The sequence below is a fragment of the Xanthomarina spongicola genome, from assembly GCF_003148645.1.
GTDB classification, from domain to species: domain Bacteria; phylum Bacteroidota; class Bacteroidia; order Flavobacteriales; family Flavobacteriaceae; genus Xanthomarina; species Xanthomarina spongicola.
In genome coordinates this window covers 124,085-148,995 of sequence record NZ_QGGP01000001.1, presented here as the reverse complement: position 1 = coordinate 148,995, position 24,911 = coordinate 124,085, and the positions used below count along the sequence as shown (strand labels likewise).

Sequence of the window (24,911 nt, the reverse complement as noted above, 5' to 3'; positions counted from 1 at the left end):
AAAAAAACAGCTTCTACATGAAGCTGTTTTGTAAAACTTAATAAACGCTAAAAACTATTTTTTCAATGCGTCTCTAATTTCTTTTAAAAGATCGTTGTCTGATGGTCCAGCAGGTGGAGCAGGAGCTGGCTCTTCTTTTTTCTTCATGCGATTAATGCCTTTTATTACCATAAACATTACAAAAGCAACAATAATAAAATCGATAACATTAGTTAAGAAATCACCATATAAAATGGCTACTTCACCAGCAATTTCACCAGCATCATTAGCAACTCCTTCGGTAACTACATATTTTAAATCTTTAAAATCTGTATTAAAAATTAAACCAACAAGAGGAGAGATAATTCCAGCAGTAAATGATGTTACTACTTTGTTGAAAGCTGCTCCCATAACAAAGGCAACTGCAATATCAACCAGGTTGCCTTTCATGGCAAATTCCTTAAAGTCTTTTAACATAATAGTGTTTTTTAATAGTTAGTGTAAGTGACTAATTTAAATAAAAAAAACAGAAAAGAAAACTATTTAATTATTAATCGCTTAATACGTTGCGAAATAGCTGTAATTATTTCGTAAGATATTGTATTTGCTCTTTCGGCAAATTGTGATGCATTAGGCTGTTTCCCAAAAACAATAACCTCATCACCTTCTTGACAATCAATATCTGAAACATTTACCATAATCATATCCATACAAACATTTCCAACAATGTAGGCTGGGTTTCCATTTATAGTTACAAAGCCTTTTCCGTTTCCATATTGTCTACCAATACCATCTGCATGGCCAATTGGAATCGTTGCAGTTTTTAAATCAGAATCACTTTTAAAAGCCCTGTTATATCCAACAGTTTCTCCTTTTTCTATGGTATGGATTTGAGAAATAACAGATTTTAAAGTTGCAATTGGAATGAAATTTTTATTTTCTTTTTCTGAATTTCCAAACCCATAAATTCCAATACCACTTCTAACCATATCTAAATGTGCTTCTGGATAATTTAGAATACCAGAAGTATTACACAAATGAAGCATAGGTTTATAACCAAAAGTATTAATAAATAATTCTGTAATGGATTGAAAAGATTGGATTTGTCTTAAAGTGAATTCATTTTCATTCAGATCTTCACTAGCTGCTAAATGAGAGAAAATGGATTTTACTTTTACAGAGGCAGTTGTTTGTAGTTTATTATAAATCGCTTCAATATCTATTTCATTAAAACCCAATCTGTTTAATCCAGTGTTAAATTTTATATGAATGGGATAATTTTGTTGTTGTTCATTAGTAGCAACTTCAAGAAAATTATTAAAACTATTAAAATTGTACAAACTAGGTTCTAGACAACGCTCAATAAGTGTTTTATAATTTATAGGTTGAGGATGCAGTACTAAAATAGGTTTGGTAATTCCAGCATCACGTAAAGCAACACCTTCATTTGTATATGCTACTGCAAAATAATCAACATCTAATTTTTCTAAATACTTAGCAATTTGGTTAGCATCACTACCATAAGCATATGCCTTTACAACTACTAATAATTTAGCGCCTTTGGTTATTCTGGATTTTAGATATTCAAAATTATGTTTAAGTGCTCTTAAATCAATTTCTAGGACTGTTTCTTGAGTTCTAGGCATACTTATATGTCTGATTTTGGAGAAATTTCTTCAGCGTCATTCACCTTCATATTTCTTACTTTATCTCGTGTCATTGCTTTATAAAAAGCAGCTCTACTTAAGGGTTCGTATTCATCTACTTCACCAAGTAAAACCAGATTATCATTTTTAGACAATCTATAGCTGTATTGAGCTAAATTTCCGGTTCTAGTGCATATAGCATGTACCTTTGTTACATATTCTGCAGTTGCCATAAGATTTGGCATAGGTCCAAACGGATTGCCTTTAAAATCCATATCTAATCCAGCAACAATTACTCGAACACCTTTATTTGCTAAATCGTTACAAACCCGAACAATCTCGTCATCAAAAAATTGTGCTTCATCAATACCAACCACATCGCAACCATCAGCCAGAATAGGAATATTAGCTGCTGCAGGAACAGGAGTTGATCTAATTTCGTTAGCATCGTGAGACACAACCATATCTTCATGGTATCTAACATCTACTGCAGGTTTAAAAATCTCCACTTTTTGCCTAGCAAATTGGGCGCGTTTAAGCCTGCGAATCAATTCTTCTGTTTTTCCAGAGAACATGGAACCACAGATTACTTCAATCCAACCAAATTGTTCTTTATGATTTACTGTATTTTCGAGAAACATTTTGTAATTTTAACACTAAAACGAAGACTTATTTCGTTTTGTATAAAGGTGGCGTAAATTTATTAAAAATCAAAAGCATAAAATAGATTAAATTTTAAAAAGTTATGAAGAAGAAACTTGAAGCAGAATTAATGAGTATTGCTCATAGGATTTTGAAGTTAAAAGGGAAAGATGATATAGACGAAATGCATAAAGAAGTAGCAACACTTTATGAAAAACTAACTGTTTTAAAATTCGCTAAAGAAAATCTTAACAACGAATTACCTACTATTGGTAGCGATTCTTCATTCTTTGGAATGTTGGATGTGGCATTTAATAACAAAGTGAGCGATAACATAGAATTTGAAAATAAAACCTATGTCAATTTAGACGATAGAGAGCAAGATGATATTATGGAACCAGCTATTGAAAAAATTAAAGATATGGTAGCCCAAATGCCAATTGAAGCTCAGCATGTAGATGCCATTTTTGAAAAAGCAATCCCAAAAAAACAGTACCATAAAAGCGATTTAGAAGAAATTACTGCTGGTTTTGAGGAAATTCCAGAATTTGAGCCAGTAACTAATGAAACTAAAAAGGATCAAGTAAAAAAGTCTTTAAACGATAAACTGAAAGGTGGAGGCTTAAATATAGGGCTAAACGATAAGCTAGCTTTTATTAAACATCTGTTTAATGGTGAAGCTTCAGATTATGATAGGGTTCTTTCTCAATTAAATACCTCTAGCTCTTTCAAAGAAGCTGAGAGCCTTATTCAAAATGTAGTGAAACCAGACTATAATAATTGGAAAGACAAAGAAGAATTCGAAATACGTTTTATGGAAATTCTAGAAAGTAAATTTAATTAATGAGTAAACTCTATATTGTTCCTACTCCAATAGGAAATTTAAAAGACATGACTTTTAGGGCTGTTGAGGTTTTAAAGGAAGTCGATTTAATTCTTGCTGAAGACACACGTACTTCTGGAAAATTATTAAAGCATTTTGAGATTACTACACCTTCTCAATCGCACCACATGCACAATGAGCATAAAACAGTTGAAGGGTTGATTAATAAAATTAAAAGTGGTGTCACCATTGCATTAATTAGCGATGCTGGAACACCAGCTATTTCAGATCCTGGTTTTTTACTTACTCGAGCTTGTATTGAAAATAACATTGAAGTAGATTGCCTTCCAGGAGCTACAGCTTTTGTTCCAGCTTTAGTGAATAGTGGTTTGCCAAACGATAAATTTGTTTTCGAGGGCTTTCTGCCAGTAAAAAAAGGCAGACAAACAAGATTGTTATTGCTAGCTAAAGAAACCAGAACCATTATTTTTTACGAAAGTCCACACAAACTCATTAAAACTCTTACTCATTTTTGTGAATATTTTGGTGACGACAGACCTGTTTCTGTATCTCGAGAACTCACCAAACTCTACGAAGAAACCATTCGAGGCACTGCTAAAGAAGTTCTTGAATACTATACAAATAAACCACCAAAAGGAGAAATCGTGATTGTGGTTGGTGGTAAAAAGTGAAGTATTCGTCAAACTGAACTTGTTTTAGTTTAGCATTTTGAGATTCTGAAATTAATTTAGAATGAGGCTTAGTTTTAAGTAAAATGAAGGAATTACTAAAAGATATTAGGCAATGCACCATTTGCAAAGAATATTTACCTCTTGGTCCTAGGCCTATTGTGTCTGCACATCCTGATGCTAAAATTATTATTATTGGTCAAGCACCAGGAACAAGTGTTCATAAAACCGGAATTCCTTGGGACGACCCTAGTGGTAAACAATTAAGAAAGTGGCTCAATGTAACAGAAGAAATTTTTTACGACGAAACTAAAATAGCTTTAATGCCAATGGGATTTTGTTATCCAGGAAAAGGCAATAGTGGCGATTTACCTCCAAGACCAGAATGTGCTCCACAATGGCATCAAAAATTATTGGATAAAATGCCAAACCTGCAATTGGTTATTCTTATTGGCATGTACTCTCAAAAATATTATTTAAAAGAAAAAGCAAAACGAACCTTAACTGAGACTGTTGCCGAATACAAAACTTATTTACCAAGGTATTTGCCTTTGCCACATCCAAGTCCACGAAATAGGTTTTGGCTAACTAAGAATCCTTGGTTTGAGAAGGGGGTTATTCCTGAGTTGCAGGAAAGAGTAAAGACATTGATTTAAAAAAATCTCACTATCTCTAGTAAGGTTTTATTTAATATTTTTAATGAGTCTAGATTCCTGCCTACGCAGGAATGAGAAAACTAATATTGCGAGCCATCGTGTTTTCCAACATTGTAACCATGCTTTCCTAAGTATTTATTGCCACTTTCTACAGCACCTTCTTCAATACTTGTTCCCATGCTGTCGTTCCATCTGTTTAAGTAGCCAAAAAGTGAAATAACACCTAGCATTTCTACTATTTCTCCTTCATTCCAATGTTCGTACAAGCGTTTTTTAATATCTGCATTCACGTTGTTTGGTACTTGACTTGCAGCCAAACTGAAATCTAATGCAGCACGTTCGGCCTCGTTAAAAGCTGGATGTGTTCTGTATTCCCAAATATTATCTAGTTGTTCTTGTTCAGCTCCATAACGCTCTGCAGCACGAATAGCGTGTGCCTGACAATATCTGCAGCCAGTAGAGTTACTAGAAACCCAAGCAATCATACGTTTTAAAGCAGAAGTAACTCTACCTTCATTAGCCATAACAGCTTTATTTAGGTTAATAAAGGCTTTAGAAATAGCTGGTCTTCGTTGCATGGTTAAAACCGAATTCGGACAAAACCCTAGTGTTTCATTAAAGAATTCTGCTAATTCTTTGGTTTCTAAATCGTGTTCTGCTGATAATGGTGTTACTAATGGCATAGTCTAAATTTTATTGGTATTTTTGATTAATAGAGCACTTAAAGTGTGCTAAAGTTATAAGTATTTAAAGTTTTAAACAACAACTTTAAGTATTTTAGACACTCTTAACTTAAAACTATAAAAATGACTAATAAAGTAATAACCCACTGGAAAGGTAATTTGCAATTTGAATCGGATAATCCCAACGGAAAAACTGTCCTAATGGATACTAGTCCAGAACATGGTGGACATAATTCAGGTTTAAGTCCGAAAGCTATGATGCTTTCAGCGCTTGCAGGTTGTTCAGGCTTAGATGTGGTTTCCATTTTAGATAAAATGAAAGTGAAGGTTTCCGATTTTAGAGTGGATACTTATGGTGAATTAACCGAAGAACATCCCAAATATTATCATTCAGTTTCTGTAGAATATCATTTTTATGGTGAAAATCTAGATGAAAATAAAATTAAAAAAGCTGTCGATTTATCAATTGAGAAATACTGTGGTGTTATGGAAATGTTTCGCAAGTTTGCAACAGTAAAAACATCTATTCATTATCATAATAAGTAATAATTGTCATGCTGAGCTTGTCGAAGCATCTCTATGCGAAATTATACACTACTTTAAGAATGGCTTAAATGTTAAAAAAATATGCGTTGGACGCTTAAACCAAAACCAGAGGCTAAAAAATTAGCTCATTTAAAGCAATCTCTTCAAGTAGATGAGGTTGTAGCTACTTTATTGTTGCAACGAGGTATCGAAACTTATGAAGAAGCTAAAACCTTCTTCAGACCTAGTTTAGACCATTTGCACGATCCGTTTTTAATGAAAGATATGGATAAAGCTGTAGAGCGTATAGAACTAGCTTTATCTAAAAAAGAGAATATTCTGGTTTTTGGTGATTATGATGTAGATGGAACGTCTTCAGTCGCTTTAATGTCAACCTATTTAAAAACAAGAACAGAGCTGGTTGCAACCTATATTCCTGATAGATACGATGAAGGTTATGGAGTATCCATTAAAGGTATTGACTTTGCTGACGACAACGATTTTTCACTTATTATTGCTTTAGATTGCGGTGTCAAAGCCATTGACAAAGTAGCCTATGCCAAAGAAAAAGGCATCGATTTTATAATTTGCGATCATCACAGACCAGGAACAAACCTTCCAGAAGCCATTGCTATTTTAGATCCAAAACGAGACGATTGCAACTATCCATTTAAAGAACTTTGTGGATGTGGCGTAGGCTTTAAACTTATTCAAGCTTTGGCTTTTAAAGAAGGGAAGCCAATTGAAGAATTAACTGAATATCTGGACTTAGTTGCCACAGCTATTGGAGCTGATATTGTTCCTATTGTAGGTGAAAACAGAGCTTTAGCTTTTTTGGGACTACAAGTAATCAATACCAATCCACGACCTGGAATTAAAGCCATTATCAATCAAGTAAAAAAAGAAGAACTTACTATTACAGACGTTGTTTTTATCGTGGCTCCAAGAATAAATGCTGCTGGACGCATGAAGCATGGTAATTATGCAGTGACTTTATTAAGTGAAACAGATTATGATTTAGCCGAACAATATGCTGAAGAAATAGAAACCTTCAATACAGATAGACGTGAAGCCGATCAGAGAATTACAGACGAAGCCCTTCAACAAATTGAAAACAACCAAGAACATGAAGGGTTTACAACCGTTGTGTATCATGAAACTTGGCACAAAGGTGTTATTGGAATTGTAGCTTCTAGACTCATAGAAACTTATTACAGACCCACTTTAGTATTTACAAAAAGTGGTGATAAACTAGCTGCTTCTGCACGTTCAGTTTCTGGATTTGATGTCTATAACGCTTTAGAAGCTTGTTCAGAACATATAGAACAATTTGGTGGTCATAAATATGCGGCAGGACTAACTTTAAAAGAAGAAAATTACGAAGCCTTTAAACAAGCTTTTGAAGATGAAGTCTCGCGAACTATTGATAAACACTTACTTGTTCCAGAAATTAAAATAGACTTTAAAATAAATCTTCAACAAATTGATAATAAGTTATGGCGTATTTTATGTCAGTTTGCGCCTTTTGGCCCAGGGAATATGACGCCTATTTTTATGTCGGAAGATATTAAAGATACTGGATATGGAAAATGTGTTGGCGAAGATGATAAACACTTACGCATGACTGTGACTCAAACTGGAAATGAAAAAATAGTCTGTATTGGTTTTAATTTGGGAGACAAGCTAGAACTGATTGAAAATAAAAAACCTTTTAAAATTGTTTATTCTATTGATGAAAATCATTGGAATGGGAATGTAAGCTTGCAATTAAAATTGAGAGATATTAGAGAATAATATTTTTTATAGATGATGAAAACAATTTACATCCTGTTTTTCAATTTTATTTTGATGATTTGTCAATCTCAAAACCTTGTTCTTAATCCAAGTTTTGAAGAAAATAAGTACTGTTCTGAATTATTAGGGAACTTTAATAAAAATGTTTCTAACTGGTCTATACCAAATTTAGGATCTACAGATTATTTTCATTCTTGTAGTAAAGCAGTGGGCTTTGAAAATTTCTTTGGAAGTCAAAACCCTATGACTGGTGAAGCTTATTCAGGAATGTATGTTATGGCTCCAGAAGACTATCGTGAATATATACAAGGAGAGCTTTCTAACGCTTTAACAAAGGGAGAAAAATACACTCTATCATTTTATATTAGCTTAGCCGAAAATTCAAGCCATACCATAAAAGATTTAGGTGTTTTGTTTTTAAAACAACCATTAAATAAGACCTCAGATAAAGTAATTAATATCAACAACGTTTTAAATGAGGTTGAAAGCAGTCATTTTGTTTTAATAAATAGCCTTCAGTATTATACACAAAAAGAGACTTGGGAAAAGGTAACTTTTGAATACGATGCAAGTGGGTTTGAACAATTTTTTATTATTGGAAATTTTGATACAAACAAAAAAATAAGAACCATTAAAATACAAGGAACTAAAAATCCAGATGCATCCTATTACTATTTTGATGAAATAAGTATCAGTCCTTTTGAAGTTGAAACTGCTAGCAGCATCGTAGTCAACACAATAGATGACAATCAACTTTTAGAGAGAAATAAAGTTTATACACTTAAAAATGTGTTGTTTGATTTTGATAAATCTGACTTATTGGATTCATCCATTACAGAACTTGATCAATTATCTCGTTATTTAGAAAAACATAAAAAATTACAAATTGAAATTTATGGTCATACAGATAATGTTGGTTCACAAGAAAGAAACGATAAACTATCTCTATTACGAGCAAAAACAGTTGCCTTATACCTAATTTCAAAAGGATTAAAACCTGAACGAATAATCGCTCAAGGTTATGGAAACAGGTTTCCGTTAACTACAAATGATACTGAAGCAGGTCGTGCCTTAAACAGACGTGTGGAGTTTAAGTTAATTTCAAAAAAATAAATGCAAAAAAAAGATCCTTACGCAGCTTTACGATTTAAAGAATTTAATATCTTTTTATTGGTAAGATTTGCATTAGTGTTTGGTTGGTCCATGCAGTTTGTAGTTATAGAATGGCAAGTTTATGCGTTGACTAAAAACCCATTATCTTTGGGTATTATAGGTCTTTGCGAATTTTTACCTGCTTTTTTTCTCGCGCCATTTGCAGGACACATTGTTGATAAAAAAGAAAAACGAAACCTTTTCACGCTTTGCATTGCCCTATTTTCATTAATAAGTTTTGGATTGTTTTGGCTGACTTCGGCTACTATAGAATCTTCATGGGAAACAAATACAATTTTATATGGAATTTATGGATTAGTATTTTTTGGTGGTGTTTTGAGAGCTTTCTTCGGTCCAACTATTTTTTCACTCATTGCACTTCTTGTTCCTAAAAAAGCATATCCTAATGCAGCAACTTGGAGTAGCAGTACATGGAAAGGAGCTAATGTTTTTGGCGCTTTGTGTGGAGGATTTTTAATAGCTTGGATTGACGTGCATTACACACTCGGTATCATATTTATTTTGGTAATGACAGCATTGGTATTGGTGTTACGAATAAGTCAAAAGCCAATTTTAAACAAAGGAACTAATGAATCAGTGAAAGAAAGTTTAAAAGCGGGACTTAGTTTTGTATTTAACGACAAAGTCATTTTGGGTGCATTAACCTTAGATATGATTGCTGTTTTGTTTGGTGGTGCAGTTGCAATTTTTGCAGTATTTGCAACAGATGTTTTAGATGCTGGACCAAAGGGATTTGGCATATTAAACGCAGCACTTTCTTCTGGGAGTATTATAACTATGTTAGCGACAACATATATACCGATTACAAAAAATACAGGAATGAAATTGCTTATTTCAGTATTTGGTTTTGGCATCTTTATGATAATTTTTGGAGCGTCAAAATTAATGTGGCTTAGTGTTCTAGCATTGTTTTTTTCGGGTGTTTTTGATGGTATTTCAATGGTGGTACGCCAAACAATCCTTCAACTTAAAACGCCAGACAACATGAGAGGTAGAGTAGGTGCTGTAAACTCCATGTTTGTGGGCTCTTCTAATGAACTTGGAGCTCTTGAAAGTGGTATAGCTGCAAGAATTTTTGGTGCGCCATTAGCAGTTATACTTGGTGGTACAATAACTCTTGTTATTGTAACTATAATGGGCATTAAAAACCAGCCTTTGCGTAATCTCGATTTAACAAAAGATATTGAATTGCATGAGAAAGATGATTAATACTCCTTCAACTCCATAGTTTCCCCATCAAAAACACCATAGGTATAATAACTTATCCAATCGCCTAGATTGATGTATTTTGACTTGTCGTTTAAGTCAATATTTAAAGGCAAATGTCTGTGACCGAAAACATAATAATCTCTGTGTTTTTCCTCTTGCTTTTTTTTGCAGTATTGCACGAGCCATTCGTTTTCTTCGCCAAGAAACTTAGCATCTTCATCACCAGAAATTAGTTTATTTTTTACAGACATATATTGTGCTAACTTGACACCTAAATCTGGATGCAACCAACGAAACAACCATTTACTAAACGGATTAGTAAACACTTTTTTCATGCGTTTATAACCTTTGTCTCCAGGACCTAAACCATCTCCATGACCAATTAAAAACGTCTTATTATTAAAAGTAAATTCTTTGGGTTTATGGTAAACAGGAATGTTTAGTTCTTCTTCAAAATAACCATTCATCCAAAGATCATGATTACCAACAAAGTAGTAAATAGGAATTCCAGAATCGCTTATTTCGGCTAATTTCCCAAGAGTTCTTGTAAAGCCTTTTGGTACAACGGTTTTATATTCAAACCAAAAATCGAAGAGGTCACCAATTAGAAAGATAGCAGCAGCATCTTGTTTTACTTCATCTAGCCAAGCCACAAATTTCTTTTCACGAGGACGTGATAGCTCTTGTGTAGGAGCTCCTAGATGATTATCTGAAGCGAAATAGATTTTTTTTCCTTTGGGAATTTGCATGTAGTAAATATAAATAATTCCTGCAAAAGCAGGAATCTTATTGTAATTGTTTACTCTTTTTAATTGAAACTAAGTAACTGCGTTAAGGATTGAGCAATTGTTGGAGCTCCTTGAAAAGAGCGACTTGCGAAAGCCTGACCTTTAGGGAACGCCCAAATCTTAGTTTTTATAGTTTAGAGATCTCTGTTTTTACAGAGAATTATTATCACTCGCATACCATTCTGCAAAACTAGTATCTGTTTCTTGTAGTTTTAAAGAATGTAATGCAATATGACTTGGTAATTGGGTTTTAATTTTATTAGCAAAATCAATCACCATCATTTCACTGGTTGGTTGGTAGTCTACTAAAAGCACGTTATGGCCTCTGTCTTCAAGCTCTTTTGCCAACTCTACATGTGGTGTGTTTTTATTAAAAACTGTAGCATGGTCAAAGACATCAACAATTTCATTTTTTACTATTTTTTTAAGATCACCAAAGTCTATAACCATTCCAAACTTTACATTATCTGTATTGGAAATGGGTGTTCCTATTACTGTAACAGACAGTTTATAACTATGGCCATGGACATTTTTACACTTACCGTCGTAACCATAAAGTGCATGACCAGTTTCGAAAGAAAATTGCTTTGTTATTCTAATTTTACTCATTATCAACTTTATTATGTGTGCAAAGATAGTTGTTTTGTAAAAGCAATTGATTTATAGATTACATTTGCCCACTTTTTTTAAAACTATTAAGAAAATGAATCAGCTTTTTGAAGAAATTGCTTTTGTAGAAAATCCTCAATATGAGCGTATTATTAATGATATTCTAGAACAGAAGTATTGTGTTGTTGAAGATTTTTTTACTGCAGAAGATGTTTTAATTTTAAGACAGTCTTTAATAGAAAAGCATGAAGAAAATGCCTTTAAGAAAGCAGCAATAGGCAATCGAGTAAACGAAACTATTATAAATTCTATACGTGGAGATGTTATTCTATGGATTGATGAGTTGAAAGCAAACGAAGCTGAAATGTTATTTTTTAATAAGATTAACAATCTGGTTAATTATTTAAACAAAACCTGTTTTTTGGGCATTTTACATAAAGAATTCCATTACGCTTTGTATCCAACTGGAACGTTTTATAAGAGACATATAGATACCTTTCAAAACGACGATAGGCGTAAACTTTCTATTGTATGTTATTTGAATGAAGATGGTTGGTTGCCTGAAAATGGAGGCGAACTGGTACTATATCTAGATGAAAACGGTCAAGAAATTGAAAAAGTGATCTATCCATTTCCAGGACGAGTTGTTATTTTTGAAAGCCAGATTATAGAACACGAAGTAAAACCAGTAAATACAGAAAGATTGAGTATCACAGGTTGGTTAAAAACGCGATAGCTTAACGATTTTTTCTTCGGTTATACACATAAATAATTATTAGCACAATTGCCAATACTAGAAACAATCCGTTTCCACCTAAAAAGTTTAAAAAATCCATATTAATTTTTATTTTTTCTGTTTTTATTATATCTAAACAATAAATAAGCTATAATTACAAGGGTTACAAAAGGCAACATACTACCTATAAACACGCCAATTTCATAAGAGTTATCTGGAGCTTCTTTTATTTTTTCGTTGATATCTATTTCTTGAAATAAGCTTATTATAGAAAACATCTTTAATTTTTTGCTAAGTTAATGGTTTTGTGAAAGTGGTAAAAATTCTTTTCTAAATTTTATAACCAATGGGAAACCTCTAAAAATAATCCAAAATGTTAATGCAATAAAAATAGCATTCAATTTTAAATCTAAAGAGTCTAACCAAAATAGTATAGGCACAAAAATAACAAATGTTGAAATTAATAAGAGATTCCTTAAATCTTTCATTCTTCCTAGGCCTTTAAACATGCCATCGAAAATAAAAGCAATAGCACAAAGTGGTTGCATTGCTAAAACAATCCAGAACACATTTTCAAATTGATTCAAAACGTCTTGGTCTTTTGTAAAAATGGTGCCAATTGAATAATAAAAAAGACTTCCTATAATTGCCATGGTTATTCCTAAGAGAACACCATATCTAATTAGCTTATTACTTAAAGAGATTAACGATTTATAATCTTTAGCGCCAAACAATTTACCAGAGAGTATATTACCTGCACTGGCATAACCATCTATTATAAAAGCCCCTAAAAACCATAAATTTATAGCAATTGTGTATGCAGCTATATAGTTTTTACCATAACCTGTTGCAAAACTAGTAGCAAAATATAGTGTAACATTTAGAGCTAATGTTCTAACAAAAAGGTTAAGAATCATAATAATAAATCGATTGATTTCTTTATTAAAAGGAAAACTTAATCTTAATGAAATTGGTGTTTTTTTAAGTAAATAATAAATAGATAAAAGAGCCATAATAAATTGTGCTACAACACTTGCATAAGCAGCTCCTTGAATATGCATTGCTGGTATATAACCTTCAATTCCATATACTAAAATAAAGTCTAAAAGGATATTTGTAATTGCTCCAACAATAGCAATTATCATTGGGTAATAGGTGTTTTGCAATCCTCTAAAAGTTCCAAAGACAGCAATAGTGAATAATGTAAATGGAAAACCAAACACACGAATTTTATAGTAAATAACACTATAATCTAAAATTACATTTGAAGCATTATAGAGTCTAAAAATTTGTTCTGCAAAAGGATAAGTAACTAAAATAATTAAGATACTTAAAGAGGTAATAATAAAAATAGCCTGAGCTGGTAAATTTTTAACCTTATCTAGATTATTGGCTCCTACATATTGAGACATGATAGAAGAAATAGCACTTCTGGTTTGACCTAAAACCCAAATAAGCATTGAAATAAATGCACCAACTATTCCAACAGCCGCTAAAGATTCTGTAGCATTTAAAGACATATTTCCAACAATTGCTGTATCTGTAATAGATAAAATTGGCTCAGAAACTCCAGAGATTAATGCTGGAATAGCTAATTTATTAATATGTTTTAAACTTATCTTGGTACTCATAGAACTAATTCATAACAGTAAAAAGGGAATTTACTTTGTTTTGGGAAATATACTTCACCTACACGTTTATAGTTGCGAAGTTCATAAAATTTTTGATTTCGCTTGTTTTGCGAAAAGGTATCCAATCTAATTGATGTAAACTGATTTTTTTAGGCAAAAGTTTCAGCAAATTCCATTAGTTGTTGTGCAAAACCTTTTTCTTGTTGATTTGGATGAACTGCCAATCTATGAATATACAGATTATTTATATTAGGTGTTAACCATTTTATTGGAATATATTCTTCATCCACAAAAGAAGAAATTACAACACATCCAATTATAACAGATTGTTTTTCTAATACATACAATTCGTTTCTTAACACATCATTTTCAAAAGCTAATTTGTTAGGATAGTTTTCATTCCACTGATTAATGCCATTATTTATCATAAATACAGCACAAGCTTTAGTTATTTGTAAAATGCTATCAATATCTTTATAAGTAGCTTTCCGAATCATTTTTAATGTTTACTTTTGCAAAAATTATCGTGTAAATTTAGTTTTTAATTATTGATTATGAAGAATATATTAGTCCCAGTTGGTTCGTCTAAAAATGCTGTTAGCCATTTACAATATGCTGTTGATTTTGCTAAAGCTTTTGGTGCAAGATTATTTGTAGTACAAATTTATGACATCTATTCTAAAGCCGGAACAATGATTAAGGTAGATGATATATTAGAACGTGAAAGCTTGCTATTTTTAAAAGCACATATTGCAAAGGTTGATACTAAGGGAGTTGAAATACATGCCAAAACCTATAAGGGTAAATTAGTGGAAACTATTGAAGCGAAATCTAAAATTTTGAACATCGATCTTATTATGTTGGAACCTAGAACTAACTCTATTAAAGAAGAGGTTTACTTAGGAAAAACATCAGGTAAAATTATTAAGCAAACTAATATTCCTGCATTGATAGTTCCTGAAGGCTATGTATTTAAGCCGATTATTTATATTTTAATGGCACTAAAATCTGCAGTAATTAAAAAGGATGACGCTTTAAAACCATTAATAGATATTAAAAATCAATTTAAATCTATCATTAATTTACTGTTAGTAAAAACTCCATTTCACAATGATGGTGATTTTGATGTAGATGAAAAATTATCAACATTAATTACTAACACCACATTTGCTGAAAATGCCACAACTTTTCAAGGAGTTTTAGAACATTATAAAGAAAATGATCCAGATTTATTATGTGTTGTTAGACGTAAACGAGGATTTTTTGCTAAGCTTTGGGAAAAGAATACTATTTTGAAAAAAGATTTTCAAAGTAGCACTTTACCAGTTTTAGTTTTAAGTGGGTTAAAATAAACTTTATTTGGGGGATTAGCTCAGTTGGCTACCCGCCTGAACGAATTCATTCGGGCAGGGAGCGCTCTAATCAAGAGTAATAATTGAATAATGTATTGTGTATATATTCTTTATAGCGACACGTATGATAAATATTATGTAGGAATGTCGCATAATGTGCAGAGCAGATTAAAAGAACACAATAGAGGGAAAACGAAAAGTACAAAAGCTTACACTCCATGGAGAGTAGTTCACATTGAAAAATTTGAAACTAGAATATTGGCTAGAAATAGAGAAGTATATTTAAAAACGGCTGCTGGTAGAAAGTGGCGAAAAAGTAATTTGGGGGATTAGCTCAGTTGGCTAGAGCGCTACGCTGGCAGCGTAGAGGTCATCGGTTCGAATCCGATATTCTCCACAATCAAAAAAGTCTTTATGTTTCATAAAGACTTTACTTTTATTAAAAAACCAATAGTTACTTCAACTACAAGTTCTAGTTTTTCTGGAAGTTTATTTTCTTGCCAAGGATGTTTAGAATCAAATACATGATTCGTGTTTTCTAAGGGAAATAGAACACTGTTAGGATTCCACGAGTGTAATGTCTTTGCTTCATCAATTGAAATAGAAGTGTCTGAGTCTCCATGAATAATTAAGTGTGGAATCTTAATTTTTTTTGTAGCTAATTCAATATTTAAACGCGCTTCATTTGCTTTATAATCTTCATAAAACTGGTAATTATGAGGCATTTTCTGTTTTGTTCTTCCGTTTAGAACATATTTAACACCATCTTTTTTCCACTGCTCTAAATCGCCTATAGTAGCAGTTCTACTTCCAAAATCGCACACACTTGCCCAAGTAATTAAAGTTGTAATTCTAGAATCTTCTGATGCTTTAATAGTTACTATTCCTCCTCCTCTTGAGTGGCCAATAAGTGTGACATTTTTTTTGTCAATTTCATCTGAAAAAGGGTTGTTTTCTGAAAGCAAATAATTTAAAAAATCATCAAGATCGTTGAGTTCTTTTGTATAATTGTTTTCTGCAAAGGCATCTAAGTCTGGAAAATCTATTGGGTTTTCAACGGTTCCTCCATTATGTGAAAAGTTAAATTTCACGAAAAAGGAGTGTTCCTTTTTAAAAACATCAGCAACTAAATCCCAGCTTCCCCAATCTTTAAATCCTTTATAGCCATGACAGAATATAACAAGAGGCTTTAGCTTGGCTGTTTTATTAAAATAAGCATCCCAAACAATAGGTCTTTGGTTTTCTCGATATAAAACAAGGTTTTTTTGTGTCATTAGATTTCTTTTTCAATAAAATCTATCTCTGGATTACAGATTTCAATAATGAGTTTTTTTAATTCTATTTCAAATTCTTGAAGTATTTCTTCTGATATTAGAGTTATTTTATTTCTATCATGCGAACTTTCTTTTTTAGAAAATTTTAAAAAACCAGCACTTAAATTTTTAAATGAAATAATTCCTGCTTCTAAAGGTAAATTTGCTTTGCCTTCTTTAACCATGGCATAAGCATATGTTAAAACTTGAAAAGATTTACTGAATTTAATGTAATCTGTAGTTATATCTTCCCAATTAATAACAGAAACTTTGCTGTTATCTACTTTGCCGGATTTGTAATCTATAATTCTTGTTGTACCATTTAATTGATCTACACGATCGACTTTTCCTGTTAAATAGACTGGAAAATCTATTTCGTCTAGCTTTAGAAGCACCTTATTTTCACTTTCAATTGCAATAATTTTAATTTTATTACCATTTTTTAATTCTTCAATTTCTATTTCTAAGAAGTTATTTAGATATCTTTTAGCTATTTCAAAAACAATCAAATTTTTACCTTTTGTAAGATCTCCATCTTTGTAAATCTCTTTAAAATGATGAATTACTCGATCATTTATTTTAGGTTTCATTTCATTTATAATATCTATTGTAAGAAAAATGCCTTCTAAAGGTTTGTATAAATCTTCGAGTGTGTTATGTATAACACTCCCTAAAGTATTGGCAGCTACAGTTTCTTCAACCTCATCGTATTCTTTTATTTTAAGAATCTTTTGGTTGTAAAAATCTATTGGGTTTCTTATATAATTTGTTAATGATGAAGGTGAAAATCCTTTTTCAGCAATTTCTTTTAATCTTTTTAAAACACCATCATCCTTTTTAACTTGAGATAATTGTTTGTTAGTATTAGTTACTATTGGAAGGACCATTTTATGAGTAATGCTATGGATGTCTTCTAACTCTAATTGTGTAATAAATCTACTTTTTTCACCTCCATTAAGGACATCTGCTTCTGTATTATAAAGAATATGAACGTTTTTAGCACGTTGTATTAATCTGTAGAAGTGATAAGAATATACAGCGTCTTTTTCTTTAAATGTTGGAAGGTTGTATTGTAATTTGACATCAAAAGGAATAAATGAATTATGACTTTTTCCTGCAGGCAAAACACCTTCATTAACTGAAGAAATGATTACTGTTTCAAAATCTAATACTCTGGACTCAAGCATGCCCATAACTTGTAGACCTTCTAAAGGCTCTCCTTTAAAATCTAAAGTTTCTGTGCTTAACAAGTTTTTGTAAACTTCAAAAAGAGAATTAATACTTTTTAAATGCGAATATTTTGTATTCAATCTAATCATCTCATTAAATAGCTCATTAAACCGATAAAGATATTCTAGGGATAATATGTGCTCCTGCTTATTTGAATCTAAACATGTTTTTATTTTAAGTATTAGATTTTGAGTCTGTTTTAGGGCAGTCTCTGCGTTGTTTTCCCAGCTTGAAAAAAGCAAGTCTATAATTTCTTCAAACGGATTAGAAAGTGCCTTTAATTGGTTTATATTAAGATAAACTAAATTATTTTCTTGTATTGTTTCAATTATTTCTGAAACTTTAGTTTTATTATTATAGTCAAATAAACAACTAATGTTTTGATGAGATAGGATGCTAATTACATCTTTATAGTAAAACGAAGCATTAGATGTTTTGTGTAGATAAAATAATTTTTCAAAAAGCGAGGCCAATGGAATCGAACTTAAAGGCGAACCCATTGTAATGTTTAAAGCATTAATATTTGATGGAAGTGAATTTAAAACTGGAAGTAATAATGTTTCATCGCTTAAAATAATTGCTGTGTTACTTAAATTTACCTGCTCTTTGGTTAGATGTTTTAATATTGAACCTATTTGTTTGGCCTGACCTATATTTTTTGGAACACCATAAATTGAAATATTTTTTTCTTGGGTGTAATTATTTGTAATCCATTTGAATGTATTGGATTTAAAATAGGACCATTTTTTATGATAGTTTCTAATAAACATACCAGCATCATGTATTGGATTTTCAAAAAACGATTTCTCAATATCCCAATAAATGTCTGCTATTCCATTCTGAAGGAGCTCTTGAATAATAGTTTCTTCAGCAGTATTAAGTGCATTAAATCCTAAAAACACTAATTTTTTATCTGAATTATTCTGTATATATGTTTCAATATTAGAAACAGATTCTCTATAAATAAGGCCTTGATAACCAACATTACTTTCAATTAGATGTTCTGTAAAATGATTGTAATAATCTATAAGCTTATTCCAAAAGGACAAATAATTTTTTACTAAATCTGTTTTATTTTCTTGTTTAGACCAATGGTTTAATTCTTGAATAGCATTTAGATATTCGAAGATTTGTTTTTGAGGAATGAGATAACGGTCAATTTCGTTAAAATCTTGAATAATTATTTGAGCCCATTTAGAAAAGGTTTCAAAATTGTCCTGATTAGATTTATCAGTTAATTTAAGATAGACACTATAAAATTCAAATAATAATTCGGTATTAGAAATAAGTTTTAATTGAGAAAGTTCTGTAGTAAACTCTTCAATGCTTAATATTTTAGGCGAGAATATAGTTTTATTAAAGACACTTGTTATTTTATGTTTAAGAAAAACGCCAGCTCTTTTACTAGGAAGTATAAATGTAATATTAGAAATGTTTTCATTTCTTAATTGTAGTTCTTTTAATACCTCGTAGATAAATGTCTTCATGGTATAAAAATAGAAAACGCCTCGATATATCGAGGCGTTTTCCTATAGAATTTAAGAGTGTTCTAATTAATTTTTGTTTAAATTAATTTCTACTCTTCTGTTGTTAGCTCTTCCAGCTTTAGTTTTGTTAGAATCTATTGGTCTAGATTCTCCATAACCTTTAGCATTAAGTCTATCAGAAGCAACTCCATTAGTTATTAAGTAATTCATAACTGAACTTGCTCTTTCTTGAGATAGTTTTTCGTTTAAAGCTTCACTACCTACACTATCAGTATGACCTTCGATGTTAAAGTTTGCATTAGGGTATTCATTTAAGATACCAATAATGTTTTGTAATACACCAGCAGACTGATCTTTAATAGTAGCTTTACCTGTATCGAATAAGATAGTTTTAGCATAAGCATTTAATGCTTTCTTCACTGCTTCAGGTAACTCTGGACAACCATCGTTAGCAACAGTACCAGCGATATCTGGACATAAATCGTCTTTATCAATTACACCATCACCATCTCTATCTGGCCAAGGGCATCCGTTGTTTGCAGCAGGACCAGCTTCGTTTGGACATTTATCATCTTTATCAGCAATTCCATCACCATCAGTATCAGGACAACCGTTTAATTCTTTAGGACCAGCAACTGTTGGACATTCATCTAAGTTATCTGGAATTCCATCACCATCAGTATCAGGACATCCATTAAATTCAGCTAAACCAGCTTCGTTTGGACAATCGTCTTTGCTATCTTCAATACCATCTCCATCAGTATCAGGACATCCATTGAATTCAGCTAAACCAGCAACTTCTGGACAAGCATCTTCTCTATCGTAGATTCCGTCACCATCAGTATCTTTTCCACCAAATTTAAATTTTAAACCTGCAGTGTGTTGGAAGTGAGAAGATAAGTAATCTTCAAATGCATGTTTGTAAGTACTTTGGAAAGAAAAACCAATATTTTCTGTAAACCATAAATTTAGACCTAAAGCACCATTTAAAGTACCAGCTCCAATAGTGTCTACCCAAGTGTAACCACCACCTACTCCTAAGTAAGGCTCAACTACATTTGAATTAATTAATTTTGCGAAACTATAAGTTACAGTTCCATCTAATCCATAGTAAGATAAGTTTCTTACATCTGAATCACCAAACTTTTCAATTTTATTAATAGATCCAGTTACTCCAAAAGAGAAACCATTGCTAAAATACTTAGAAAGTGTTAGGCTTGATAAAGAAGGTAAGATATTCCAGTGGTCACGAGCATTAAAGTACTCATCAAAATAATCTCCAAGTGGAGCATCTTCACCTGTAGGGTAGAAATCAACGGCGTTTACTCCTACAGTAATAGCCCATGGATTGTTTTCATCTTGTGCATTAATGCTGCTATAACTTAACATAAGCAACATTGCGAACAATAATCTGCTAAGATTTTTCATATTCAAAAGTTTAATTTTTAAGTGTTAATTGTAAGCAAAAGTAAGTTGTTAAATATTATTAACAAAGACAAATATAGAAAAATATTGAATATTTTACCTAAAATCTGCTCGATTGTCTAAATTTTTTAAATAATTTCTAGTTGTTTCCCTACTTTTATGAAGGATTCTATAGCTTTATCAAGGTGTGATTTTTCGTGTGCTGCTGAAAGTTGAACTCTAATTCGAGCTTTTTCTTTTGGAACAACAGGAAAAAAGAAGCCTATAACATAAATTCCTTCTTTTAAAAGTAAATTAGCCATTGTTTGAGATAATTTGGCATCATATAACATAACAGGAACAATTGCAGAGTCTCCATCTATAATATCAAATCCTGCTTCTTTCATACCTTTTTTAAAATATTTGGTATTCCATTCTAATTTATCTCTTAAGGATGTATCGTTTTTTAACATGTGGAAAACCTTAATTGAAGCACCTACTATTGCAGGAGCTAAAGAATTAGAAAACAAATACGGTCTTGATCTTTGACGTAATATTTCAATTATTTCTTTTTTACCTGTTGTATATCCACCCATTGCTCCACCTAAAGCCTTGCCTAGAGTCCCAGTTATAATATCTATTCTGTCTAAAACACCTTTTTCTTCAAGTGTTCCTATTCCAGTTTTACCAATAAAACCAGTTGCATGACATTCATCAATCATTACTAAAGCATCGTATTTATCTGCTAAATCGCAAATTTCATCTAAAGGAGCTACTAATCCATCCATAGAGAACACACCATCTGTAACAATAATTTTAAAGCGAGCACCATTTTTATTGGCTTCAATGAGTTGCTTTTCTAAATCTGCCATATCGCTATTTTTATAACGATATCGAGCAGCTTTGCATAATCTAACTCCATCTATTATTGAAGCGTGATTTAATGAATCTGAAATAATGGCATCTTCAGGGCCAAATAAAGGTTCAAAAACTCCTCCATTAGCATCAAAAGCTGCTGCATATAAAATAGTGTCTTCAGTATTATAAAAATCTGCAATCTTATGTTCTAATTCTTTGTGTATATCTTGAGTTCCACAGATAAATCTAACAGACGACATGCCAAATCCATGCGTATCCATAACGTCTTTTGCTGCTTGAATAACTTCCGGATGTGATGATAGCCCTAAATAATTGTTTGCACAAAAATTTAAAACAGTTTCGCCAGTGTTTAAAGTTATTTCAGCTCCTTGAGCCGATGTAATAATGCGTTCTGATTTAAACAAACCATTGTCTTTTATCTCTTGAATTTCGTTTTCTAAATGTTCTTTTATTTTTCCGTACATATTCTAGATGTTTTTACAAATTTAAAATTCTTTTATTTGAATTCCTTCATTAATATATATAAGTATCTTTTTTACTGTTTTAATATTCATCTCAAGCAGAATGTTTTCGTAAGTAATTAATTGATTCAAGTGCTTTGAATCTTCGTTTCCTGCTTTATAATCAATTATAGTTGCTTGGTTTTTTGAATCTATAACTAATCTGTCTAAACGAAAGATTTCTCCAGTTTTAGACAGAATATCTCTTTCGTTATAAATGGTTACATCATCAGAAAAATAAGTATTTAAATCTTTATGAGTAACTATTTGTAATACTACTTCTTTTAGAATAATTGCTTGTTCTTTAGAAATCATGTTTGAACCTATAAATTCATCTATCACAAAATCAATATCTGTTTTTGTTTTAATTTGAGACATGATATTATGAATGAGATTTCCTTTTTCAATGGCTTCCTTTTGAATAGTGTCCCATAAATATCCAGAGTTAGTTACTATTTTAATGTTGTGTTCGTGTTTTGGTGTAGAAATAAAATCCTCTTGCTCAATCGTGTTTTTTAAATCAAGCTTCTTATCTGAAGTTTTTTGTGGACTTCCAAAAGTATAATGTGATTGATTGTCATCCCAAAGGTTTAATTGGTTTAAATATTGGATTAAAAAACCAGAATATGTTTGTTTATTAACCTCGTCTTTTTTATTGATATCTTTTTTAGTAATAACATATAGCTGTTCTACAGCTCTTGTTAATGCTACATACATAATGTTTATGTTGTCTAATTCAAGATTTGATCTTCGTCTATTGTATATCTGGTTTCCTGTTTCTCCAAAATTTTCAAAATCGCTTGAAAAATTTAAAAGAGCTCGTGAAAATCCTTGAAAATCTTCTGGATTTAAAGGAAACCATTCTTTTGGCTCAATTTCTTTATAAATATCTAAATCTGCATAAGGAAAAATCACAACTGGAAATTCTAAACCTTTAGATTTATGGATAGACAATATTTGCACTGCTTCCTGACCTGGAGGCAAAACAATACTTAACTTATCTTTCTTTTTATCATAATAGTCAATAAATCCAGATAAATCTGGTTGGTTTTTTTGTGAATATTCAAAAACTACATCTAATAAATACTGTATATAAGCATTAGATGTTTTAACTAAGTTAAAAGTTCTAACAATTGTTTCCGCTAGATCAAACAAAGACAATTGTAATAAGTTGTTATGTTGAATATGTATGTTGAAAGTTTTTAGAGATGTAAATAATTCGTCTAAATTTAAATTGATGTGTTTTTCGAAAAACGGATGTTTTTCATCAATATGGAGTGATAATGCTAAATAATTTAATACCTGAATTTTTATTTCGTTGTTTTTTGGTTGTAATAAGAGTTTCAGAAAATTAATAACAAATTCAACTTCCGTAGAATTGTTAAGCAATAATGTATCAGATGAAATTAGAGGAATTTTATGTTCGTTTAAATAATCTGCAATTGCAACTCCTTGCTTATTCTTTCTAACCAGAATACAAATGTCGCTTAGGGCAAATCCGTTTTGTAGACAAAAGGTTATAGTCTCAAGTGTTTTTTCAGAATAAATACTATCTGTATCATCTTCTTTGTTTATTTCTAAAAAATCTAAACTAACAAAGCCTTCATTATTTTTAGTAACATCTTGTTCAGCATTATTATATATGTTTGCATGACTTTCCGAACTAAAAATAGTTCCAGCTAGATATTTAAAGAACCCATTGTTGAAATTAATAATTTCTTGATAGCTTCTAAAATTTTGAGGTAAATTAAGAATAGTTTTTTCTGTGTGAAACGGATTAGCATCATTAAACAGATCTATAAATTGTTCTGCTCTTCCTCCACGCCATCTATAAATAGCCTGTTTAGCATCTCCAACAATCATTAAAGAACCTTTTTCGTTATTAAAATTTTCTTGAGATAATTTATTGTCTATTAAAGGAATTAAATTTTCCCATTGCAGGACAGAAGTGTCTTGGAATTCATCAATAAAATAGTGATTGAATTTTTCACCTAATCGCTCATAAACAAAAGGTGTTGGCTGTTCTTTTATTTCTTGACTTATCATGTTGTTAAATTCTGATATAAGCACTTTGTTCTGCTCTTCCTTTAATACGTTTAATTCTTTATTAATGGAACTTAAAACCGAAAGTGGCGTTATATTTCTATAAAATGCTTTTAGAAACTTATGCTGGTAAAACAGTTTTTTAGTTTTATTAAAACTAGATGCAATTTCAGGCTGAATGTCTTCTATTATTGAAGCAATATCTTGTGTAACCCGTTTGGGGTAAAGCGTTTTGTTTTCTATGTCTTCTTGCCATTTTAAAGTAAAATTTACAGAGAAGTTTAAGTCCACTAGTTTTTGAAAGTGTTTTGGTAAATAACTTCCTGAAAAATCATCAAATTGCAAACCTGCCTCTTCAATTAGGGTTAGTGTTTTTTGTGCAGTATTAACAATAGTTTTCTCAGTTTCCTTAATATTATCTTTTAATAGTAATTTAATTCCTTTAAAATCGGTTAGAGTTTTACCTTCAAGTTTATCAATAAAAGGAATGTCGTTCTCATTAATAAGTAATTTAGATATTTTATTAAAATCGTAGGACACGTCCCAACTTTTATCATCATCTGCTTTTTCTATGGCAAAGTCGATTAAAATTTTTGTTAATTCTTTTTCAGTACCTGCTTTTGCTATTAATCTATTTACAGCTTCAGTTAAAAGTCCTTCTTGATCTAATTCTACCTCAAAATTTAAAGGTAACTTTAAATCGTAAGCAAAAGTTCGTATAATTCTATGTGTAAAGCCATCAATGGTAGAGATATCAAAAAAAGCATAATTATAAATTATGGTGTCTAATAAGATTTTAGCTTTTTTGTGAACATCTAAAGGTTTCATATGTAATTCTTCACAAATAATATGAAACATGCTACTTGAGCTATTTAATATAGTTTCAGATGAAAAAGATTTTAAGGTATCTATAATACGTTCTTTCATCTCACTAGCAGCTTTATTTGTAAAAGTAATAGCAAGAATCTGTTTAAAGGTATCGTTATAAGGTGATTTTAATATAATCTTTAAATATTCTTTTACTAGCGTAAATGTTTTGCCACTACCAGCTGAAGCATTATAAACTAGAAAAGAATTCTTATTATTCATGAATTAAAATTTTACACAAGATAAAAACTAT

At 31.1% G+C, this 24,911-nt stretch carries 23 protein-coding genes, 1 tRNA gene and 1 pseudogene; 11 read left to right on the top strand and 14 right to left on the bottom strand.

Going from position 1 to position 24,911, the window contains the following annotated elements; translation table 11 throughout:
- Window positions 1–54: 54 nt before the first annotated feature.
- From mscL to LX78_RS00630, 3 genes are all read right to left on the bottom strand, one after another.
- Window positions 55–456 carry a large conductance mechanosensitive channel protein MscL gene (mscL, locus tag LX78_RS00640; RefSeq protein WP_109680710.1) on the bottom strand — a complete coding sequence of 134 codons (402 nt, stop codon included), beginning with the start codon at window positions 454–456 and terminating at the stop codon, window positions 55–57.
- Between the two features lie 62 nt (window positions 457–518).
- Window positions 519–1,625, bottom strand: a complete 1,107-nt coding sequence (gene alr / locus LX78_RS00635) for an alanine racemase (protein WP_109680709.1) — start codon at window positions 1,623–1,625, stop codon at window positions 519–521.
- A 2-nt stretch (window positions 1,626–1,627) separates the two neighbouring features.
- Window positions 1,628–2,266 (bottom strand): thymidine kinase, encoded by a 639-nt coding sequence (locus LX78_RS00630; protein WP_109680708.1) that lies wholly within the window; start codon window positions 2,264–2,266, stop codon window positions 1,628–1,630.
- A gap of 104 nt (window positions 2,267–2,370) precedes the next feature.
- Between LX78_RS00630 and LX78_RS00625 the strand changes: the two genes are divergently transcribed.
- The 3 genes from LX78_RS00625 to LX78_RS00615 all read left to right on the top strand — a co-directional run bounded on the left by LX78_RS00625 (window position 2,371) and on the right by LX78_RS00615 (window position 4,435).
- The gene (locus LX78_RS00625; protein ID WP_109680707.1) at window positions 2,371–3,111 is read left to right on the top strand and encodes a hypothetical protein; all 741 of its coding nucleotides are present in this window, start codon (window positions 2,371–2,373) and stop codon (window positions 3,109–3,111) included.
- Window positions 3,111–3,782: a 16S rRNA (cytidine(1402)-2'-O)-methyltransferase gene (rsmI, locus tag LX78_RS00620; protein WP_109680706.1), complete on the top strand. Its 672-nt coding sequence runs from the start codon at window positions 3,111–3,113 to the stop codon at window positions 3,780–3,782. The genes LX78_RS00625 and rsmI overlap by 1 nt, the downstream gene beginning before the upstream one ends.
- An 83-nt stretch (window positions 3,783–3,865) precedes the next feature.
- Window positions 3,866–4,435, top strand: coding sequence for a uracil-DNA glycosylase family protein (locus LX78_RS00615; RefSeq protein WP_109680705.1), 570 nt, complete (start codon window positions 3,866–3,868; stop codon window positions 4,433–4,435).
- 80 nt (window positions 4,436–4,515) lie between these two features.
- Here the strand turns inward: LX78_RS00615 and LX78_RS00610 are convergent, their stop codons facing one another.
- Window positions 4,516–5,118: a carboxymuconolactone decarboxylase family protein gene (locus tag LX78_RS00610; protein WP_109680704.1), complete on the bottom strand. Its 603-nt coding sequence runs from the start codon at window positions 5,116–5,118 to the stop codon at window positions 4,516–4,518.
- 123 nt (window positions 5,119–5,241) lie between these two features.
- Here LX78_RS00610 and LX78_RS00605 point away from each other — a divergent pair, with 123 nt between their 5' ends.
- The 4 genes from LX78_RS00605 to LX78_RS00590 all read left to right on the top strand — a co-directional run bounded on the left by LX78_RS00605 (window position 5,242) and on the right by LX78_RS00590 (window position 9,819).
- On the top strand, window positions 5,242–5,664 hold the full coding sequence (locus LX78_RS00605) for an OsmC family protein (RefSeq protein WP_109680703.1): 423 nt from the start codon (window positions 5,242–5,244) through the stop codon (window positions 5,662–5,664).
- An 81-nt stretch (window positions 5,665–5,745) separates the two neighbouring features.
- A complete protein-coding gene (gene recJ / locus LX78_RS00600) occupies window positions 5,746–7,437 on the top strand; it encodes a single-stranded-DNA-specific exonuclease RecJ (protein WP_109680702.1) in 1,692 nt (563 codons plus the stop codon).
- 12 nt (window positions 7,438–7,449) lie between these two features.
- On the top strand, window positions 7,450–8,550 hold the full coding sequence (locus LX78_RS00595) for an OmpA family protein (protein ID WP_109680701.1): 1,101 nt from the start codon (window positions 7,450–7,452) through the stop codon (window positions 8,548–8,550).
- Window positions 8,551–9,819 (top strand): MFS transporter, encoded by a 1,269-nt coding sequence (locus LX78_RS00590; RefSeq protein WP_109680700.1) that lies wholly within the window; start codon window positions 8,551–8,553, stop codon window positions 9,817–9,819.
- On the opposite strand, the gene LX78_RS00585 is transcribed toward LX78_RS00590, so the two are convergent.
- A complete protein-coding gene (locus LX78_RS00585) occupies window positions 9,816–10,568 on the bottom strand; it encodes a UDP-2,3-diacylglucosamine diphosphatase (protein ID WP_109680699.1) in 753 nt (250 codons plus the stop codon). The two genes, LX78_RS00590 and LX78_RS00585, sit on opposite strands and share 4 nt — an antisense overlap.
- Before the next feature lie 189 nt (window positions 10,569–10,757).
- Window positions 10,758–11,216, bottom strand: a complete 459-nt coding sequence (locus LX78_RS00580; protein WP_109680698.1) for a 6-pyruvoyl trahydropterin synthase family protein — start codon at window positions 11,214–11,216, stop codon at window positions 10,758–10,760.
- 94 nt (window positions 11,217–11,310) lie between these two features.
- Here LX78_RS00580 and LX78_RS00575 point away from each other — a divergent pair, with 94 nt between their 5' ends.
- On the top strand, window positions 11,311–11,952 hold the full coding sequence (locus LX78_RS00575; protein ID WP_109680697.1) for a 2OG-Fe(II) oxygenase: 642 nt from the start codon (window positions 11,311–11,313) through the stop codon (window positions 11,950–11,952).
- A gap of 101 nt (window positions 11,953–12,053) precedes the next feature.
- Here the strand turns inward: LX78_RS00575 and LX78_RS14750 are convergent, their stop codons facing one another.
- The 3 genes and pseudogenes from LX78_RS14750 to LX78_RS00565 all read right to left on the bottom strand — a co-directional run bounded on the left by LX78_RS14750 (window position 12,054) and on the right by LX78_RS00565 (window position 14,080).
- Window positions 12,054–12,230 carry a hypothetical protein gene (locus LX78_RS14750; protein WP_170109775.1) on the bottom strand — a complete coding sequence of 59 codons (177 nt, stop codon included), beginning with the start codon at window positions 12,228–12,230 and terminating at the stop codon, window positions 12,054–12,056.
- 18 nt (window positions 12,231–12,248) lie between these two features.
- Window positions 12,249–13,583: an MATE family efflux transporter gene (locus tag LX78_RS00570; RefSeq protein ID WP_109680696.1), complete on the bottom strand. Its 1,335-nt coding sequence runs from the start codon at window positions 13,581–13,583 to the stop codon at window positions 12,249–12,251.
- Window positions 13,580–14,080: pseudogene (locus tag LX78_RS00565) on the bottom strand (GNAT family N-acetyltransferase). Before LX78_RS00565 ends, LX78_RS00570 begins: the two are co-directional and overlap by 4 nt.
- Window positions 14,081–14,137: 57 nt before the next feature.
- Between LX78_RS00565 and LX78_RS00560 the strand changes: the two are divergent.
- The 3 genes from LX78_RS00560 (at window position 14,138) to LX78_RS00550 (ending at window position 15,332) form a co-directional block, all read left to right on the top strand.
- Window positions 14,138–14,935, top strand: coding sequence for a universal stress protein (locus LX78_RS00560; protein WP_109680695.1), 798 nt, complete (start codon window positions 14,138–14,140; stop codon window positions 14,933–14,935).
- Between the two features lie 90 nt (window positions 14,936–15,025).
- Window positions 15,026–15,268: a GIY-YIG nuclease family protein gene (locus LX78_RS00555; RefSeq protein ID WP_109680694.1), complete on the top strand. Its 243-nt coding sequence runs from the start codon at window positions 15,026–15,028 to the stop codon at window positions 15,266–15,268.
- A tRNA-Ala gene (locus LX78_RS00550) sits at window positions 15,259–15,332 on the top strand. The genes LX78_RS00555 and LX78_RS00550 overlap by 10 nt, the downstream gene beginning before the upstream one ends.
- 22 nt (window positions 15,333–15,354) lie before the next feature.
- Here LX78_RS00550 and LX78_RS00545 read toward each other — a convergent pair.
- The 5 genes from LX78_RS00545 to LX78_RS00525 form a co-directional block, all read right to left on the bottom strand.
- On the bottom strand, window positions 15,355–16,209 hold the full coding sequence (locus tag LX78_RS00545) for an alpha/beta hydrolase family protein (RefSeq protein ID WP_109680693.1): 855 nt from the start codon (window positions 16,207–16,209) through the stop codon (window positions 15,355–15,357).
- A complete protein-coding gene (locus LX78_RS00540) occupies window positions 16,209–18,965 on the bottom strand; it encodes a PD-(D/E)XK nuclease family protein (protein ID WP_109680692.1) in 2,757 nt (918 codons plus the stop codon). Before LX78_RS00540 ends, LX78_RS00545 begins: the two co-directional genes overlap by 1 nt.
- Window positions 18,966–19,031: 66 nt before the next feature.
- On the bottom strand, window positions 19,032–20,393 hold the full coding sequence (locus tag LX78_RS00535) for an OmpA family protein (RefSeq protein ID WP_109680691.1): 1,362 nt from the start codon (window positions 20,391–20,393) through the stop codon (window positions 19,032–19,034).
- 125 nt (window positions 20,394–20,518) lie between these two features.
- A complete protein-coding gene (kbl, locus tag LX78_RS00530; protein ID WP_109680690.1) occupies window positions 20,519–21,712 on the bottom strand; it encodes a glycine C-acetyltransferase in 1,194 nt (397 codons plus the stop codon).
- A 21-nt stretch (window positions 21,713–21,733) separates the two neighbouring features.
- Complete coding sequence (locus LX78_RS00525) at window positions 21,734–24,880, bottom strand: UvrD-helicase domain-containing protein (protein ID WP_109680689.1); 3,147 nt, start codon at window positions 24,878–24,880, stop codon at window positions 21,734–21,736.
- Window positions 24,881–24,911: the final 31 nt, after the last annotated feature.